Origin of the sequence: Paludisphaera rhizosphaerae, assembly GCF_011065895.1 — a bacterium.
GTDB classification, from domain to species: domain Bacteria; phylum Planctomycetota; class Planctomycetia; order Isosphaerales; family Isosphaeraceae; genus Paludisphaera; species Paludisphaera rhizosphaerae.
The window spans coordinates 68,858-85,524 of the sequence record NZ_JAALCR010000018.1; the positions used below are offsets into that span (position 1 = coordinate 68,858).

Genomic DNA, 16,667 nt, shown 5'->3' on the forward strand with positions numbered 1-16,667 from the left:
CCCGCCGACGACGAAGACGAAGGGGAGCTGAATCAGTAGGCGTCGGAGCTGACGATCTCACCACCCTTGGTCGTGGAGAGAGCGCGATACGTCGGCAGGCTGATCGAGTTCTTGATGAAGTGGACCGAGCCGTCGCCGAACAGCGTGTTCACGCCGCCGGAGTGCCGGCTGCGGGCGATGTTGTAGAGCGGCACCGAGGCCGTGGGGGCGGTGCACGGCGGGTTCTGCTGGAACGGGTAGATGCAGTAGCCGCCGCTCTCCAGGACGTCCGGATCCGCCGAGTTGGGGCCAGACCAGGCGGTGTAGTTGCTGGCGCTGCTCCACCAGGAGAAGCCGCGCAGGTCATACGAAGCGGAGTACTGGCCCAACCCGGCGCCCTTCGTCCCGACGACGCATTCCGAGATGAGCATCGTGTTGCTCAGGCCGTCGACGATGGCGCTGAAGGGGACGACGTACTGGCCCGACATCCCGAGCTGGGTGCCCAGCGCCTTGCCGTCCAGGTCCGTGTACGGAGCGCCGCCGAAGGCGATGTTGTTATAGGTCGAAGGCTGCGGCGAGTTCAGGTTGCCGAAGTTGCAGACGTAGTTCTGCGAGACCACGTCGAAGCGAGCGCCGTTGACGGTCGTGCCGATCCCGGTCAGGCTCGTCCCGCCGCCGTCGCTCGGGCACATGTAGGCGGGGACGCGCGTCGCGGAGACGGTGACGTTGGCCACGCCCGAGTACCGGAACGGGGCGTCGATCGCCGTGCCCATCCAGACGTAGTCGCCGCCGAAGTTCCAGGAGTTGAACAGCGCCTGCTGCTCAACGCCCGGCAGGGTGAACAGAATCCAGGTTCCCCAGCAGCAGCTCTTCCGGCCCGGCGGCAGGCAGCCGTTGGAGCTTTCGTAGTTGTGCATGGACAGGCCGATCTGCTTCAGGTTGTTCACGCACTGGGCGCGGCGGGCCGCCTCGCGGGCGGACTGCACGGCCGGAAGCAGCAGGGCGATCAAGACGGCGATGATCGCGATGACGACGAGCAACTCGATCAGCGTGAAGCCCTTTCTCCGAATCTTCATACAACTCCCCTTTAAATGAACTTATGACAGACAATGCACGAGATCCGAGGACGCCGTCGAGCCCCGCGGCCGAGGAAAGACGACGTCGATGGATTGGGGAAAGCCCCGCCGACGCGGCGGGACCTTGGAGCAGCGGCAGGCGGTCTGACGGGCGCTCCCTGTTCGCGCGTATCGATCGGCGATCACGCGGGAGGGAACGCCGGATCAATCACTTGGCGGGTTTGGTGGTCGACAGCGCGAACTGGAAGTCGTTCGGGATGCCCGGCTTGACCTCGGCGGCAAGCTTGGAATCGGTGTTGTACATCGGCGGGATGGCGTCCTTCGGGATGACGGGGGGCATCCCCGGGGCGCCGTCGTTGACGGCGGGCCCGTCGGCCTTCTTCTCGGTCCCGGACGAGGAGATCTTCACCGTGTACTTGCCCGGAACGAGCCCCTGCTCCTTCGGGACGCTGTACTTCCCGTCGATGATCGTGAAGTTCCCCTGGGTCGGAGACATCGGATCGGAGGGGAGAAAGAGAGCGATCCCCGACTTGAGCGGCTTCCCGTCTACTGTCACGCCGCCGGTGACGCCCTCCCGCGGAAGGTTGTCGAAGGCTTCTCCGCCGCAACCCGAGAGGCCGAACGTCCCCAAGACCAGCGCCGCAAGGGCGGCATATGCACGAAGAACCGAAGACCGCTTCGCCATCGCTGAGAATTCCTCACGACTATCTGAGCCGAACGGGGCCGATCCCCATCGAGCGACGGGACGGCGCCCACGCATCAATGCGTCCGCAACACCATGAAAGCAATGAAAGAAAATCGATCAGGCGGCCAACGCCTCTTCAGGGTGGACGTCGGCGGGAAGGGAGAGAACCGCAGTCGACCTGGAGGAACTAAAGCGGTGACATGCTCGACGGCGGCCCAAGAAATGTCAAGCAAAAAAAGAATCATCATAAAACCCAAACATCATCACAAATCGTTTTTATACATGATATGAATCCCAACGACTGCAGATGACGGCCACCGCCTTGCGACCGCCGGCCGCGACGGCTAAACTCCCCGGTACGACACATGTCATTCTTCGGAGACTCGCGAACATGAAAACGGAGCAAGATCCCGGGCCTCGATGGCGGAGACTCGCGATGGTCGCGACAGCGTCGGCGGCGCTGGCGGCAACGGCGCCGGCGCCGCGCTGGAACTTCGAGGCCGATCCCCTCGGCGGACCGGCGAAGGGCTTCACGACCGGGGTCGGCCGCTGGGTGGTCGAGGAACGCGACGGGTCAAAGGTGCTGGCGCAGCAGGCGGCCAACGACGACCCGGTCTTCAACGTCGCGCTGGTGGACGAGACGAGCTATCAGGAGGTGGACGTCTCGCTGCGCGTGAAGGCCGATGCAGGAGAATTCGACCAGGGGGGCGGCGTGGTCTGGCGGGCGAAGGACAAGGACAACTATTACGTCGCCCGTTACAATCCGCTTGAGAATAACTTCCGGATGTATCTTGTCGAGAACGGCCGTCGCACGCAGCTCGACCACGCCGACGCGCCGGGTGACAAGAACTGGCATACGATCCGGATCACGGCCAAGGGGAAGCAGATCGCCGGCTGGCTCGACGGCGTCCGACTCCTGACCGCCACCGACCGTACGTTCCTTGGGGCCGGGAAGGTCGGCGTTTGGTCCAAGGCTGACGCCCGCTCGTTCTTCGACGACCTGACGGCCACCGAAGTCTCGCCATGAACCCGGGGGATGATCCTGGGCGTCCATAAGATCGGCGACGTCCTGCTCGGCCACTTCATGCCGGCCGAAATCACGAAGACTCATTCATTCTCGCCGACACAATAATCCCCCTTAATGAGCACTTTGTTATCGAACGGGCCGTGTGATCGACGCTGGCTCCCTCCAACATCATCCTGGTTGTCGACCGCCACTGGATCCGACGGCCGAAAACCCACCGCCGCGCGGACAAATGCTCGCCACATTAATTTGTAACTTTCTTTTCATGATCGATTCTGATCGTGAATCGGCAGCATGTTGCGCGATTCCACCGCATCGGCGCGGCGATTGCCAAGCCTCAGCGCGTCCCCCATTCAACCAGTCCGACACGCAAGAGGCCCCCACATGAGACTTCGCCGCGCTTTCACCTTGATCGAACTGCTCGTCGTCATCGCGATCATCGCCGTGCTCATCGCACTCTTACTGCCGGCCGTGCAGGCGGCCCGAGAGGCGGCCCGCCGCATTCAGTGCACGAACAACCTGAAGCAGTTGGGCCTCGCGCTGCATAACTACGAGTCGGCCGTCGGCGCCTTGCCCATGGCGTTGACCATCTCGGGGACGGGGACGACGGTGAGGTGGACGAACTCGTGGGGAGCCCATGCTCGGGTCCTACCCTACTCCGAGCAGGGTTCGCTCTTTAACAATTGCAATTTCGCCGTCGATATGCAGACGCCCGAGAACACCACGGCGACGGCCGTCGTGATCCCGTACCTGATCTGCCCCAGCGAGGTCCGCCCCCCGACCCGCGCCACGACGACCGCCGGGGCGCAAACTTATGGGTTGGCGAACTACGCCTACTGCGAGGGCGACTGGTTCGTCTGGGGTGGTTTCGCGAACCCGATGAAGAACCGTTGCGTCTTCGGGGTGAATCAGAGCCGCCCCCTGGCCGAACTCTCCGACGGGACGAGCAACACGCTGTTTATGTCCGAGGGAAAGGGGTTCTTCACCTACTATCGGGACTGCCCGACCTTCAGCATCGTCAACGACCCACACAACGTGCCGCCGCCGTCCGCCGAGCCCTTGGCCGTCGTCCCCGAATACAGCGGGACCTGCGCCGTCAGGGTTGAGGAAGGGCGGACGCAGTGGTTCGAATCGGGCGTGCATCACAACGGCTTCACCACCGCCTGGCCCCCTAATAAGAAGACGCCGGGCGGTCCGAACAAGATGTACGCCGACGTCGACATCAACAGCAGCCGCGAAAAGCTCGGCCGCCCTTCGTTCGCCGCGGTCACCGCCCGCAGCTACCACGCCGGCGGCGTCAACGCGTTGCTCGCCGATGGGTCCGTCCGGTTCGTCAAGGATTCGATCAACGGCCTGACCTGGCGGGCTCTCGGCAGCGTCGCCGGCGGCGAGGTCGTCTCGGCCGACTCGTACTGAGACCGTTGCAGAACCCGGCGCGGATCGGCCGCCACCGATCCGCGCCGGTCTCATTTCGAACACCGCGTCCCTCGCGGCACCCCAGTGTGAAACGTGCGGAATCAGGCCGGAGAAGGCGAACCACCGCCCCGCCCGTCTGATCGTTTTACAACTGTAGGTTTAATAAATTAGTATTTATGTGCCGCTTTTTTCGAAAAGACCTATGGAATTCCGAGTCAAGGCGGATTAAGTTCCAATCACTCTCCCTTCACGCCGAAGTGATGAACGACACGCCGGCCCAGATCGACCGGGCCGTCGTTGTACCGGTCCGTCCCAACGGCGGGTGCCGCGCATCGCGTCCTACATACGATCGTTCGATCTCTTGTCTATCGTAGGAGCCTTCCGAGCATGTCCTCACGTCGCGGGTTCACGTTGATCGAACTGCTGGTGGTGATCGCCATCATCGCCGTTCTGATCGCCCTTCTGTTGCCCGCCGTTCAGTCGGCCCGCGAGGCCGCTCGCCGGGCGCAATGCGTCAACAACCTGAAGCAGATCGGGCTGGCGGTGCATAATTTCGAGAGCGCCAACAACGAGTTCCCGCCGGGGATGGGTCCGGCGCCGCTGGCGGCGCCGAGCCTGGGATCTGGTACGCGGGTTGGCGTGCAAGCCCTGATTCTGCCGTACCTGGAACAGGCGTCCCTGTACGGGACGTTCAACCTCCAGCTTGAAATCAATTCGACGGGCGAGAACGACACGGCCCGCTGCCAGCAGATCGGTGCGTTCCTCTGTCCTTCCGACGGCAAGGGCTTCCGCAGCCCCGGAACGCGGACGTACGCCAACAGCATCGGCAGTTGGGGCCAGAGCAACTATTACGGCAGCAACGGGGCGACGGCCTCACAGATCTACAATACGGTGAGCACGTCGTTCCCTTACAACGAGACCAACTCGGGGACCCTGGGGGTCTTCAACGTCTCGCTGAACGTCTCGGCGCCCGCGCCGACGACTGCGGTGCCCAGTCCGGATTTTCGCAAGGTGACGAGCAAGACGACGATCGCCTCGATCTCCGACGGCACCAGCAATACGGCGATGTTCGCGGAGATTCGGATCTCCAACATCCCCTACCCGGTGACGGCCAACATCCCCGGCGACTACAACACCGTGTATCTGCCGTCTTCGTGGACCGTCCCGGTCGACAATTACGTTCCCCAGGCGGGCTGCTCCGGAGTGCCGTACAACACCCGGATCACCTATAAGGGCCAGCAATACTATCGCGGCAACATCCCCGAACTGGCCTACTACAACCACACCCAGACGCCCAACACGAAGCAGATGGATTGCGGCGACGTGACCTACTTCACGTCGGCCCACATGGCGGCCCGGAGCTACCACTCCGGCGGCGTGAACGTGGCCTTCTGCGACGGCTCCGTGAAGTTCATCAAGGACTCGATCAGCCTGACGACCTGGATGGCGCTCGGAACCAGGGCCGGCGGCGAGGTCGTCTCGGCCGACGCCTATTGATCGTTCCCCTCGCTTCCGCGGGCCGCTCGGAGAGCGAGCGGCCCGCTTTTCTCCTTTTGCCTGCGAGTCACGAATGCCGTCTTCCCGCATTCCCTCAGCCTGGATCGTCGCCGCGGCCCTGGCCGCGGCTGTGACGCCCGGCTGCGGTCCGCCGCAGTCGGTCACCAACGCCCCCGAACACTACGACATGGGCTCGCTGGACGAGGTGGCCGACCTGTATAATTCCGCCTACAACGCCAAGAAGAAACCTCCCGCTTCGATCAAGGATTTCGTCCGGGGCGACCTCTTCGTCGGCGGCATGAACGCCATCAAGAAGGGCGAGGTCGTCGTCTACTGGGGAGTCACCCCCACCCCCGGCGAACCCACCCAGGAGATCCTCGCCTACAAGGCTGACGTCCCCGAGAAGGGCGGTTACGTCCTGCTCAAGGATCTGACCACCAAGGCCATGACCGCCGACGAGTTCAAGGCCGCTCCCAAACCTTCCGGCCCCACCTCGGCCGACACGGCGAAGCCCGAAGCCAAGAAAAGCTGAACTACGCTCCTCCACACCGACGCCGCCGCGGACGATAACCATACCTTCCGCCCCGGCGTCTTTGTATTTCGAAGACAAACCGGCCGATCTCCTCCCCTCACCGCCCTTGACGAACGAGGCGAAATGGGATGAAATGGTTTTCATGATCGCCAAAACGAGTCTCGATGGTTCCGCCGACGTCGCTTTCGAGATTCCGTCATGAATCCCAAACTCTTTCCTCGCCCCGGCTTTACGCTGATTGAGCTGCTCGTCGTCATCTCGGTCGTGGGTTTGCTGATCGCGCTGGTCTTGCCGGCGGTGCAGGCCGCACGGGAGGCGGCCCGGCGGATTCAGTGCACGAACAATCTGAAGCAGATCGGGCTGGCCCTGAACACATATGAGAGCCTGCTCGGCGGCTTCCCCCCTTCGCAGGTGCTCGCGGCCTCGGCGACCGGGGACCTGGCGTGGTACAGCGGCTGGAGCGTCCACGCCCGGATTCTTCCGTACCTGGACCAGCAGCCGATGTTCGCCGCGATCAACTTCGCCTCGCCGTTCAACGACCCCGGCAATCGGACGGTGGTGGCGAACAGTCTCTCAACCTTCATCTGCCCCAGCGAGATCAACCGCGACCGTCAGATGACGCCCTACGGCCCTGTCGGAATTACCAGTTACGGGTTCACGATGGGGGACTGGTTCGTCTGGGGAGGGGTCGGCGGCGACCACAACGTCTCCGCGTTCGGTCCCAACCGCTCGACCTCGCCGGCGGCGATCACGGACGGCCTCAGCCTGACGATGCTGGCGGCCGAGGTGAAGACGTATCAGCCGCGCGTCGTCGGCTGCCCGCTGGCCGGGATCGACGACCCTCACGACGTCCCTTCCCCCGACGCCGACCTGTACGAGGTCGCTCCGGAGTTCGCCAGCCCCTGCGCCGCCGGCCGGGTTCTGCCGGTCGGCCACACGGAATGGCCCAACGGCAACGCGACCATGTCCGCCTTCACGACCGCCTGGACCCCCAACAAGCGGACGATGGGGGGGCTCTACAAGGAACACGACCTCGACTTCATGACGCTCCACGAGCGCGAGTTGTCCCCCACGTTCGGCTCGCTGACCGCCCGCAGCCATCACGGCGGCGGCGTCAACGTGCTCCTTGGCGACGGCTCCGTCCGGTTCGTCAGGGACAGCGTCGCCGGCCCCCTCTGGCGAGCGTTGGGCACCATCGCCGGCGGCGAAGTGGTCACCGCCGGCTCCTACTGACCGACGCTCTGCCGCCCGAGCGCCGCACAGTTTCGCCCGGAGCGCGTCACCTCAAAGGAAAAGCCGGGTTTCATACTCCGTGGGAATGTTCCGTCCCGAGGAAAGGAGACGTCGACGATGAGCCGGCTCCGCACGACGGTCGGCGCGATGATTGTCCTGGCGACGACGGCGGCCGCCGCGCCCGCGGCCGATGAAGGCGGCGGTCGAACCCTGCGCGACGTCGCCTATTCCGATGTCAGCCCAAAGACGCGACTGAACGTCGACGCTCCGATGGAGGGCGAGAATCATCCGATCATCGTCTGGATCCACGGCGGCGCCTGGACGTTCGGCGACAAGGATTTCGTCCAGTCCCAGCCCAAGGCGTTCCCGAAGCGGGGATACGTCTGGGTCGGCGTGGAGTATCGGTTCGTCCCCGAAGTCACCTACAAGGAACAGGCCGGCGACGTGGCGAATGCCGTCCGATGGGTTCGCGACCACGCCCGGGAGTTCGGCGGCGACCCCAAGAAGATCTTCCTGATGGGCCACAGCGCCGGCGCCCACCTGGCCGCCCTGACCGGCATCGACGAGCGTTACCTCAACGACGCCGGGATGAAGCTCGACGAGATCTCCGGCGTCGTCCTGCTCGACGGCGCCGGCTATGACGTGGCGCGTCAGATTCGCGACTCCGCCCTGCCGGTGATCCGCTCGATGTACGTCAACGTCTTTGGGACCGACCCCAAGATCCAGCAAGACGCCTCGCCGATCGCGCACGTCGAGAAGGACAAGGGGATTCCGCCTTTCCTGCTGCTGCACGTCGGCCGGGTCGATTCCAAGGCCCAATCCACCACTCTGGCCGCCAAGCTCCGCAAGGCGGGCGTCGAGGCGACCGTGGGGGCCTTCCCGTCCAAGACCCACATGACCATCAACCGCGAGATGGGCCTCCCCCACGACAAGCCCACTGAGGCCGTCTTCAACTTCCTCGATCGGCTCTCCAGCGACGAGGACGCCAAGAAGCCAGACGCCCTGAAGGCCGACGACGCGAACCAGCCCGAATCCTCCCGGTCACCCAAACGCGACTAGCGACGCGCGTGAGACGGCGGGAACCGCGGCCGCCCGCCGATTCTTCCTCCCTTCACCAATTTCTCGCTTGCGACCAGGTCAGCGCGCGTCTCCAAATGATGGTTCGGGGGCCAGGGGTTCCGGCATGGCTGGGCGCCTGTCGCGCATGCCCCTCCCGAGCCGTCATGGGGAGCGTCAGCGATGTCCACTCCGAGGGTGCCGGAACGCATCGCGTCCGCCGCAAAATCGCGGATGGACGAGCAGGAGGCCAGGAAGCAGCGAGACAAGGTCCTGAAGGCCACTGAGAGCGGCAAGCCGCTCTCGGCCGAGCCGGACGCCGAAAGGAAGATCAAGCGGTTCAGCGCGGTCGCCCACGTGAGCGAGGAGCGAGCCAAGACTCTCGTCAGGGGGACCGCCCCCGAACGGCTCGGGCTCGCGGGCGAAGTCGCGTTGGGGGCCGAGCGAATCCAGGGCAAGACCACTGATTTCGTCGGCGTCTCATTCCTCGACCGCGCCAGGGCGGCGTCGGGAAGCGTGGCGAGGGTGATCAGCAGGGACGGATCGCCGATCGGCAGCGGGTTCATGGTCTCCGACCGGCTGTTCCTCACGAACAACCACGTCCTGCTGAGCGAGGCCGACGCCGCGGGTATGCTGCTGGAGTTCAACTACGAGCTCGACATCCAGGGCCGCACCCGCATCGTGACCCGCTTTGAAATCGACTCCCGGGCGTTCTTCGTGACCAACCTGGAAGACGACCTGGATTTCACGCTCGTCGCCGTCGGCAGGCGGGAATCCGGGCCGAACTCGCTCGCCGACTTCGGCTACTGCCCGATCCTGGATTCAGACGACAAGCACATCCTCGGCGAGTTCGTGAATATCATCGAGCACCCCGACGGCGACTTCAAACAGGTCGTCCTGCGCGAGAATCAACTCGTCACGCGGCTCGAGACGGTTCTGCATTACATGGCCGACACCTCGCCAGGGTCCTCGGGCTCTCCGGTCTTCAACGACCAGTGGGAGGCCGTGGCCCTCCACCACTACGGGGAACCGTTCCGGCAAACGGTCGACCAGGACGGCAAGCCCATCGATCGCCAGTTGAACGAGGGCATCCGCATCAGCGCGATCGTGAAGGCGCTGGGGGATGTTCGACGCGGATTGTCGGACGCACAACGGGGGATCCTCGACACCGCTCTGAACACGTCCGAACGAGGACCAAGTCGGGCCGACGACATCGCGGACCTGCTGTCGGGGACAGGCCAATCGAACCGTAACGACGATTCCACCTCCAACGAACGGGAGCCAGCACCGATGAACGGCGGCGACGCACGCTCCAACGCGGACGGCTCGGTCACCTTGACGGTCCCGCTTGAGATCACCGTCCGCCTCGGGGGCGCTGGCTATTCGGCCAGGGTTACGCCGAACGAGCCGACGACGTCGAGTGCGGAGCGCAAGCCCCCTCCCGACAGCGACTACTCCAACCGCAAGGGCTACGATCCCAATTTCCTCCCCGGATTCGTCGTCCCTTTCCCTGCGATCACCGACGATGCGCCGGGCACGCCGGCCAGGCTCAGCCGAACGAGCCGCAACGAAGACCCGACCATCCTCAAGTACGAGCACTTCAGCATCGTCATAAACGCCGACCGAAAGATGGCGTTCGTGACGGCAGTCAACATCGACGGCGCGTTGTCTCGATCGGTCAATCGCGATACCGGAAAAGCCAAGCCCGGCTTCGAGCGGTTCGTCGTCGAGGCCGCCCCGGAGTCGGCCGAGGCCACCGAGAAGTGGTATGAGGATCCGCGAATCCCCGCCGGGGTTCAAACCACCCAGGCCCTCTACGACAACCAACGCCCGCGCGTGTTCGACCGGGGCCACATGGTCCGGCGCGAGGATCCGAACTGGGGGACGGACGAGTCGGCGGAACGCGCCAATGCCGACACGTTCCACTTTGCGAACTGCTGCCCGCAGGCGTCCCCGTTCAACCAGCAGGCTCGATTCTGGCAGGGCATCGAGAACTTCGTCCTGGACAACGCCCGCTCCGAGGACGCCAAGGTCTCTGTCTTCACGGGGCCGGTCTTCGCTCGCAACGACCCCCGCTACCGCGACGTCCGGGTGCCGGTGCAGTTCTACAAGATCGTCGCCCATGTGGACGGAGGCGAGTTGCGGGCCATCGCCATGCTCGCCAGCCAGGCGGACTTCCTGAACCGTCTTCCCGAGCGGATCGGCGGAGAGCGCTTCGACGATCTGGGGGACGTCGAGCAGTATCAGACGACCGTCGCCGAGATCGAGGAGCTGACGGGCATCGACTTCGGCCCGCTTCGCGACGCGGACGTATTCGGCGATCGAGAATCGCTCGGCTCGCCGCTTCGCCTCCTCCGATCGTTCGACGATCTTGTCCTGAACGGCCGACCGGAACGCCGACCGGCATCGCGTCGTCGCTATTGAGCAGGATGGAATCGAGCCATCGAATCGCCCGAAAACCCCGGAGCCTCTCGAGGCGGACTGCTCCGGGAGGCGCCTCTCGGCCCGGGGCCGCCGTCAACCGCTCACGCCGCGGCGACGTGGAGCGACCGCGGGGCGTCCCCTGAGCCGTGGGCGGAGGGCCTCATTTCAGGTCGACGGTGTACGCCCCCTTCTCAGCGGAAACGACGACCTCGATTCCGGAGGAAGCCAGGTTCTGGTACTTCAGGGGGAGGACGGACTTTGAGATGTTCTTGACGGCGACCCGGTGCGAGCCGGGGACGGCGCCGTCGTCCTTGGCGAAGGTTGAGAGGGTGAACGAGCCGTCAGGGCCGACCTCCCCCTGGGCCTCGCGACCGGCGTCGGGCTCGAAGACCACGGTCCCCTGCGCCAAAGGCTTCCCCTTGTAGGTGACGATCCCCTTCACGGGAACCGTCATCCCACCGGGGGGCGTTGACGAGGAATCGCCGCAGCCGACGAAGATCAGGGAGAGGGCCAGGGCGACGACGGATCGGCAGAAACGGCGCATTGGGCTGTCGTCCTTTCGTGGGCCGGGTCGATCAGTAGGAGTCGGCCGAGACGACCTCGCCGCCGGCGATGCTCCCCAGGGCTCGCCAGGCGGTCGGGGCGATCGAGTCCTTGATGAACCGGACGGAGCCGTCAGCCATCAGGGCGTTGACGCCGCCGGAGTGCCGGCTGGTGGCGGCCAGCGACATGTACGTCGGTCCGCCGTCGTTCTCGTCGGTCGAGTCCCAGTCCATCTGGACGGTCTGCCCGGCGTTGGCGAACCCCGTCGCGCGGCTGAGGGCCTTGACGTTCGGGTTCGGGGTCATCGCCGTGGTGAAGCCCGAGTAGTAGACGCCGCCGTTGCACCATCGAGTGTGGCCGATCGGTCCGCCCGCCTTGACCTTCCCCGAGGCCGTTCCGCACGACCCGATCAACTGCGTCAGGGCGGCGATCGACGGCCCCCCCGGCGCGGGGACGTTGGTGGGGGTCCATGTCCCCGTGACCGAGTCGGAGGGAACGGTGGGCGTGCTGAGGCAGCTTCGCATCTGGGCGTGGCCGATCAGGCCCTCGGAGGCCATCAGGCTGTTGCTCAGGCCGTCGGTCACCTCGGCGATCGACCTCGCGTAGTTGGGGCCGAACAGCGCCGAATTCTTGGGGCCCAGCGTGTTGGTCGTCCCCCAGTTCACGGAGAAGACGTACCAATCGCCGTCGCAGGTGCCGTAGCTGGTCGTCGCGTAGAAAGTGCTCCCCATCGAGGCGTCGTCGTATTTCGGGCCCGGATCGCTGGGGCAGAAGAGGGTGGCCAGCGGCGTGTTGGCGACGGTCAGGTTCGGCTTGTCGCTGTACGTCAGGCTGAAGTTGATCGCGTTGTAGAAGGCCCCCTGCTCCAGGAACGGCGCCGAACGAGCGAAGGCGCTCCACGAGGACTCGAACGCGAAGGTCCCCGCCTTACCGGTCGGCGCGGGGGTCAGGATCGTCGTCGGCGGGAAGGCCCCGACGGTGCTCTCGTAGTTGTGGAACGAGAGGCCGATCTGCTTGAGGTTGTTGACGCACTGGGCGCGACGCGCCGCCTCGCGCGCCGACTGCACGGCCGGCAACAGGAGGGCGATCAAGACGGCGATGATCGCGATGACGACGAGAAGCTCGATCAGCGTGAAGCCGCGACGACGGCGGTCGGCAGACATGGGAGTTGATGCTCTGGGACGTGTGGATGACATCCTGACGACGCGAGCATCAGACTAACGTCCAAAAGCGAACGACCCGGGAGGAAGCAGTGAAGCTCCCATGAATCCCGGGTCGTTCGCCCTGGTTGATTCGGCGGGACGGACTCAGCGGCCTGGAGGCGACTCACCAACCGGACGACTGACGTGAAGCACCGTGCGATGCATCCCACCCCGAGAGGTGGATTCGATGGAGAGTCTCGGGTCGGCCATAAAGTAATCAGCCACGATCGGCGTAAAGTAAACGACGCCCACCGCAAGCACAATCATTCCCATCCACACGGCGAGATCAGCGAGTTGACGCATGCCGGCACCCCTCCTGTCCTGTCCGTTTCGCCACGCCCCTGACTAGTTCCAGTCCATGATTCCCCCGACGACGCCCTCGATCGCTGGCGATCTGAAAGCAACTCGATTCACGCGACCGCTGCGTCTTCGACCTCGAATCTTCACCTCGTCGGGATTACGCGAGCCCTTCCTCGCACTTCTCCACTCCGAGCGTCGTTCCTCATTAGCACGAACCCAAGGCCCCTTCAACCCAGATCACCGAACCCATCACCTGGTTCGGGGATCAGAGGCCCCCTGCCGACCAGCGTACGACTCGGATCGCCTGGCGCGATGTCCATTTCCAAAAATCAACGGATTTCATCGCATGCGATGTCTAACAACGCGCGGTGAGTTCATCTCGGGGATGCTGCTTCTCATGCAAAAGTCGATCCAAACTCCCGACGCCTCCGTACTTTGCCAGGATTTTCATCGGTCGTGATCTGGAAAAGGCGGGAAGGATAACCCCATTGCGCGATTCAGAGGTTCCGACGCAAGCGATGCAACATGGAGGGATTGCGCCGGATCGCGGCGGCCGTGCTGACAAGAGCGGCGGCTCCCCCCGCGTGAAGGGGGAAACCGCCTGGCTCCTGATCAAAGGCGATGTTCGCCCCTCCCAATCACTCCTCGTCTGACTCCTGCACCGTCCATTCATGAACCCCTGCGGCCCAGCCCTGGGGGAGCTGGACGACGAGTCGGAGAGCGTCGGTGGTCACGGGGGCGAAGGCGACCTCGTTCCAGCCGTCGAGGGCCAGCTTGTACGGCCCCCTGGCCTCGACGGGCTTCCAGGTCCCGTTGTCGCGGTATTCGAGCCGCCATGAGGACGGGACGCGACACTCGCCTCGGCCGGTGTCGTCGAACCAGTAGACCTTCGACGAGCTGAACGTCCGGGGCGAATCCCAGGCGTACTGGAGCCATTCCTCGGTCCCCTTGCGCGGCCACCAGTGGCTGTTGACCGGCGGCGTGACGTTGCTCCGCGGCGGCACGACCCCGTCGTTGGCGCCCTCGGTCTGGGCGTTCGAGCTGACGTGCGACATCGTCACCCGCGCGGCTTTCTCGCCCACGCCCGCCGTCCCCGGCGAGGGCTCCGTCGGCAGCCACACTTTCATGGGGCTGGGTTTGCGATTGTCCCAGGCATAGTAGGGGATGGCCCGGATGGGCGTCGCGTCGCCTTCGCCGACGGTCCGATAGAGCGTCCGGTCCCACTTCGGGGCCGGGACGCTTCGCGCCTCCCCCTTGAGGGCGACGATCCCGCCGAGGTCCGACGACTTATCCGGCGTCAGCGAGGCGTCACGCGGGAGGTAGAGCGAAGCCAGATCGGCCTGCGCGTCGACCCCTTCCAGGCAGTAGACGATCGGCCCGCGCTGGATGGCCAGCAAACCGCGATCGGCCTCGACGTTCGGGTTGGCGGCGACCCGGCGCACGGGCATCGGCAGGTCGAGCTTCGCGACGTCGCCGGGCTTCCACGTTCTCGCGACGACGAAATACCCTCGCTCGGTCATGGGCGACGAGACGGGCTCGCCGTTGATCGCAACGGTCGCCCCCTCGCACCAGCCCGGGACCCGCAGCCGCAGGGCGAAGGTCGTCGGCGCGTCGACCTTCGGCGCGATGGCGACCGAGCCGTCCCAGGGGTAGTCGGTCTTCACGTCGAAGGTTACGTCCTTGCCGCCGAACTTCGCCTTCACGGAGCCCTGGATGTACAGGTTGACCCACAGCGAATCCGCATCGTTCGCGTAGGCGTAACCGCCCAGCGAGGCCAGCGTCCGGGTGACGTTGGGCGGGCAGCAGGCGCAACTGAACCAGTCGGACCGATGGTGCCGCCCCACGCTCTCCAGCGGATTGACGTAGAAGAACCGCTTACCGTCCAGCGAGACCCCCGCGAGAACCCCGTTGTACAGCGACCGCTCGTAGACGTCGGCGAAGCGGGCGTCGCCGTAGAGCAAGGCCAGACGGTGGTTCCACTGCGCCAGGGCGATCGAGGCGCAGGTCTCCTGGTAGGCGGATCGGTTCGGGAGGTCGTAGTCCTGGGTGAACCCCTCGTTGTGAGCGCTCGGGCCGATCCCTCCCGTGATGTACATGTTCTTCTCGGTCGTATTCCGCCAGACGCGGTTGATCATCTTCAACAGCGCGGGGTCGCCGGTGCGAGCGGCGACGTCGGTGGCGCCGCTCAGCAGGTACGCGGCGCGGACGGCGTGGCCCTTGATGTTCTTGTGGTCGCAGATCGGGACGTCGTCCTGCCAGTACGTGCCGTCGTAGCGGGCGGGATCGGTGTGGTGCTCCTCGGCGAAGAAGTGCTTGCCGCGATTGTTGATGAAGAACTCGGCGAGCTTCGCGTAGCGGTCCTCGCCGGCGGCCTTCGCCAGCTTGATCAGGGCCAGCTCGATCTCCGGATGTCCCGGATACCCCATCCGCTTGCCGGGCCCAAAGGCAGCCTCGATGTGGTCGGCCAGCTTGGTTGCGACGTCCAGGAAATTGCGCTTGCCGGTCGCCCGGAAGTGCGCGACGGCCCCTTCGAACATATGCCCCGCGCAATACAACTCGTGCTGGTCGCGGAGGTTCGTCCAGCGGCGATCGGGGGCGTTGACGGTGAACCACGAGTCGAGATAGCCGTCGGCCTGCTGGGCGGAGGCGATCCGGGCGATGACCTCGTCGACCTTCTTGTCGAGGACCGGGTCGGGGTGAGCGGCCAGCGAGTACGAGGCGGCCTCGAGCGCCTTGTAGAGGTCGGAGTCCATGAAGACGGGCCCCTTGTAGCCCGACTTCGCCCCCCTGGCGGCGAGGTCCAGGTTGGCGAGGTTCCCGTACTCGTCCAGCTTGGCCAGGCTGAGGGGGATGGAGACCGTGCGGTTGGTCTCGATCCGGGGCGCCCAGAAGGCGTCGGCGATGGCGACGTCGGTGAACGGCACCCCCTGCAACTTCGCCAGCGGCTGATCCCCGCCCCGCGCCGAGGCGACGAGCGACAGCCCGACCACCGCCCAGAGCGCTGGATTCCGAAGAAGTCTCATCGTGGTTCGTCCTTGTCGAAGGAAACGGTCGCACGCCCTTTGCGGACGCCCCGCGCGCCGAAGACGCGCGCCGACTTGCTCCCTTCGACGATATCCCCGACCACCCCGCGCCGACAGTCCCGACCGCCTCGCTGATTCCGTCTCCTCGCTCCACCGGCTTCGATTGGGTTCGGCCGCCATCCGACCCAGGCGAACCCGCTCAACGCAACGCCATAAACGACAGCCAATTACGCAAACGCCCAGGGCTACGAAATTGGCTTCGATCGACACGTTTTCGACCATCCCAACGTATCTCCCCGGACGCCTCAGCGCTGAACCGACGTGGAACGCCTCTCGACCTACGAATACGGCCCTCCTCTCAATACCATGGTCTCTGAACGCTTGAGTTGTTCCGAGAAAAGCCAGGGGTCGAACAGAGAATCTGACTCTTGCCCAGGCATTCGAAATTGAAGTTCGAGCCGCGACCTTGTTACCCTTCGTTAATGCCTGGCCGATATGCTCTCGGTCAGGTCATCCCTCTTCAGGTTCTGGCCACGGTTTCGCCCAGGCCGACGCTTGGCCCCGTCGATGACCGACCCTTGGGGCGTTTGGTGCGGACCTGAGGATAGTGATTGAGCCCCCCCAATCGGCGCAGACGCCGTTGACGCCCGCCCCCCCGACGTATTCAAGGCCCGGAG

The 16,667-nt window shown here is 64.9% G+C and carries 12 protein-coding genes; 7 read left to right on the forward strand and 5 right to left on the reverse strand.

The window, feature by feature from the left end; genetic code table 11:
* Positions 1 to 32: 32 nt before the first annotated feature.
* Entirely contained in the window at positions 33 to 1,055 is a 1,023-nt protein-coding gene (locus G5C50_RS21785) for a DUF1559 domain-containing protein (RefSeq protein WP_165072920.1), read from the reverse strand.
* A 208-nt stretch (positions 1,056 to 1,263) separates the two neighbouring features.
* Positions 1,264 to 1,740: a hypothetical protein gene (locus G5C50_RS21790; RefSeq protein ID WP_165072922.1), complete on the reverse strand. Its 477-nt coding sequence runs from the start codon at positions 1,738 to 1,740 to the stop codon at positions 1,264 to 1,266.
* Between the two features lie 436 nt (positions 1,741 to 2,176).
* On the opposite strand from G5C50_RS21790, the gene G5C50_RS21795 reads away from it, so the two are divergent.
* From G5C50_RS21795 to G5C50_RS21825, 7 genes are all read left to right on the forward strand, one after another.
* On the forward strand, positions 2,177 to 2,767 hold the full coding sequence (locus tag G5C50_RS21795) for a hypothetical protein (RefSeq protein ID WP_165072923.1): 591 nt from the start codon (positions 2,177 to 2,179) through the stop codon (positions 2,765 to 2,767).
* A gap of 381 nt (positions 2,768 to 3,148) precedes the next feature.
* Positions 3,149 to 4,180: a DUF1559 domain-containing protein gene (locus tag G5C50_RS21800; RefSeq protein ID WP_165072925.1), complete on the forward strand. Its 1,032-nt coding sequence runs from the start codon at positions 3,149 to 3,151 to the stop codon at positions 4,178 to 4,180.
* 387 nt (positions 4,181 to 4,567) lie between these two features.
* Positions 4,568 to 5,677 carry a DUF1559 domain-containing protein gene (locus tag G5C50_RS21805; protein ID WP_165072927.1) on the forward strand — a complete coding sequence of 370 codons (1,110 nt, stop codon included), beginning with the start codon at positions 4,568 to 4,570 and terminating at the stop codon, positions 5,675 to 5,677.
* Between the two features lie 73 nt (positions 5,678 to 5,750).
* Positions 5,751 to 6,209, forward strand: coding sequence for a hypothetical protein (locus G5C50_RS21810; RefSeq protein WP_165072928.1), 459 nt, complete (start codon positions 5,751 to 5,753; stop codon positions 6,207 to 6,209).
* A gap of 198 nt (positions 6,210 to 6,407) precedes the next feature.
* Positions 6,408 to 7,442, forward strand: a complete 1,035-nt coding sequence (locus tag G5C50_RS21815; protein ID WP_165072930.1) for a DUF1559 domain-containing protein — start codon at positions 6,408 to 6,410, stop codon at positions 7,440 to 7,442.
* Positions 7,443 to 7,559: 117 nt separating this feature from the next.
* Positions 7,560 to 8,501 carry an alpha/beta hydrolase gene (locus tag G5C50_RS21820; protein WP_206107797.1) on the forward strand — a complete coding sequence of 314 codons (942 nt, stop codon included), beginning with the start codon at positions 7,560 to 7,562 and terminating at the stop codon, positions 8,499 to 8,501.
* Positions 8,502 to 8,681: 180 nt separating this feature from the next.
* Positions 8,682 to 10,922: a DNA/RNA non-specific endonuclease gene (locus G5C50_RS21825; RefSeq protein ID WP_165072932.1), complete on the forward strand. Its 2,241-nt coding sequence runs from the start codon at positions 8,682 to 8,684 to the stop codon at positions 10,920 to 10,922.
* A 160-nt stretch (positions 10,923 to 11,082) separates the two neighbouring features.
* Here G5C50_RS21825 and G5C50_RS21830 read toward each other — a convergent pair whose 3' ends face one another.
* The 3 genes from G5C50_RS21830 to G5C50_RS21840 form a co-directional block, all read right to left on the reverse strand.
* A complete protein-coding gene (locus G5C50_RS21830; protein WP_165072933.1) occupies positions 11,083 to 11,466 on the reverse strand; it encodes a hypothetical protein in 384 nt (127 codons plus the stop codon).
* Between the two features lie 31 nt (positions 11,467 to 11,497).
* A complete protein-coding gene (locus G5C50_RS21835) occupies positions 11,498 to 12,628 on the reverse strand; it encodes a DUF1559 domain-containing protein (protein WP_165072935.1) in 1,131 nt (376 codons plus the stop codon).
* Between the two features lie 977 nt (positions 12,629 to 13,605).
* Complete coding sequence (locus G5C50_RS21840; protein WP_165072937.1) at positions 13,606 to 15,990, reverse strand: glycoside hydrolase family 127 protein; 2,385 nt, start codon at positions 15,988 to 15,990, stop codon at positions 13,606 to 13,608.
* Positions 15,991 to 16,667 lie beyond the last annotated feature (677 nt).

Bases quoted from the DNA above. Each gene is read 5' to 3' on its own strand.
- G5C50_RS21785 (WP_165072920.1), bottom strand. From the start codon at position 1,055: ATGAAGATTCGGAGAAAGGGCTTCACGCTGATCGAGTTGCTCGTCGTC.
- G5C50_RS21790 (WP_165072922.1), bottom strand. From the start codon at position 1,740: ATGGCGAAGCGGTCTTCGGTTCTTCGTGCATATGCCGCCCTTGCGGCG.
- G5C50_RS21795 (WP_165072923.1), top strand. From the start codon at position 2,177: ATGGTCGCGACAGCGTCGGCGGCGCTGGCGGCAACGGCGCCGGCGCCG.
- G5C50_RS21800 (WP_165072925.1), top strand. From the start codon at position 3,149: ATGAGACTTCGCCGCGCTTTCACCTTGATCGAACTGCTCGTCGTCATC.
- G5C50_RS21805 (WP_165072927.1), top strand. From the start codon at position 4,568: ATGTCCTCACGTCGCGGGTTCACGTTGATCGAACTGCTGGTGGTGATC.
- G5C50_RS21810 (WP_165072928.1), top strand. From the start codon at position 5,751: ATGCCGTCTTCCCGCATTCCCTCAGCCTGGATCGTCGCCGCGGCCCTG.
- G5C50_RS21815 (WP_165072930.1), top strand. From the start codon at position 6,408: ATGAATCCCAAACTCTTTCCTCGCCCCGGCTTTACGCTGATTGAGCTG.
- G5C50_RS21820 (WP_206107797.1), top strand. From the start codon at position 7,560: ATGAGCCGGCTCCGCACGACGGTCGGCGCGATGATTGTCCTGGCGACG.
- G5C50_RS21825 (WP_165072932.1), top strand. From the start codon at position 8,682: ATGTCCACTCCGAGGGTGCCGGAACGCATCGCGTCCGCCGCAAAATCG.
- G5C50_RS21830 (WP_165072933.1), bottom strand. From the start codon at position 11,466: ATGCGCCGTTTCTGCCGATCCGTCGTCGCCCTGGCCCTCTCCCTGATC.
- G5C50_RS21835 (WP_165072935.1), bottom strand. From the start codon at position 12,628: ATGTCTGCCGACCGCCGTCGTCGCGGCTTCACGCTGATCGAGCTTCTC.
- G5C50_RS21840 (WP_165072937.1), bottom strand. From the start codon at position 15,990: ATGAGACTTCTTCGGAATCCAGCGCTCTGGGCGGTGGTCGGGCTGTCG.